Annotated in this window: 1 protein-coding gene; it reads right to left on the bottom strand. The window is 65.0% G+C overall.

All coding sequences use genetic code 11. The annotated features are described in order from the left end of the window. The coding region (locus HZF10_RS17765) for an FIDD domain-containing protein (RefSeq protein WP_503328424.1) at window positions 1-977 on the bottom strand (977 nt) is incomplete at both ends.

The raw sequence follows: 977 nt of genomic DNA, 5'->3' as shown, positions 1-977 counted from the left end.
TGCAGCGGCTCGGTGAGCTGCGGAAGCGGGTTGACCACCAAATTGAAGGAGGTCACCGTCTGGCAGTACGTATTGGCGAGGTTCACCCAGATGGTCTCCCCGGCGCTCACGTAAGGGCTCGCTATCGGGCTCGTGCCCGACTGGGCGTCGGCCTGGCTAAGGTAGAAGGTGATGGTGAGGCCCGCAGGGTTGGCCACGATGTTGCCCGCATATCCCGTAAGGTCGAAGGACTCCGTACCGTTGCGGTCGTTGTCGCAGAGCTCGTAGTCGGCTATAGGCGAAAGGGCCACCGGACGGGGGTCCACGTAAAGCTCAAGGGTACCCACAGAGGCGCAGTCCGGAGCGTTCACGTTCCACAGGCGCACGTAGAGCGTCTGGTGTACCGGTACGTTGTTGCAGAAGTTGGCGATGTTGTCTATGTCGTTCAGCGGCGATCCGAGCGCGGCGTCGGGCGCCGTCAAAAAGAACGCCACGGCAAGGTCAGGGTCGCCGCCCGTTGCCTGGTCGGCGGCCGCCTGCAGGTTGAAGCAGGTGAAGCCGTCGTTGTTGTCATCGCACAGGCGGATGTCGGTAAGCACCGGCACCGCAGGGGGCGCGATGACCGATACCGTGGCCGTCTGGCCCACGGCCTGGCCGCACGAAGGCGTGGCCGAGTCGCTCACCGAGTCCAGCGTCACCATGTGGTCCATGGCCGTGCCCGTGGCAAGGGTGAAGGTCGATACGCCGGCCGCGTTGGAGACCAGCGTCTGCGAGGTGCCGTCCACCGTCACGGTGAACGTGTATGGGGCCGTACCGCCGGAGCCCGTAAGGGTCACCACCGGAAGGTTGGTATCGTCAAGGCATACCGCCGTATCGCTCACGGTCAGCTGCGCCGTAGGCAGCGGGTTGACCGTCACCGTGACCGAGCCCGTCTGGGCCTGGGAGCACGTGGTCGCACCCGATTCGGAGACGCCCGTAAGCACGTAGCCGAAAGTGCC

The organism is Flavobacterium agri (assembly GCF_013401995.1).
GTDB classification, from domain to species: domain Bacteria; phylum Bacteroidota; class Bacteroidia; order Flavobacteriales; family Flavobacteriaceae; genus Flavobacterium; species Flavobacterium agri.
The sequence above is the reverse complement of the archived record's forward strand: the minus strand, read 5'-3'. Positions and strand labels throughout refer to the sequence as shown.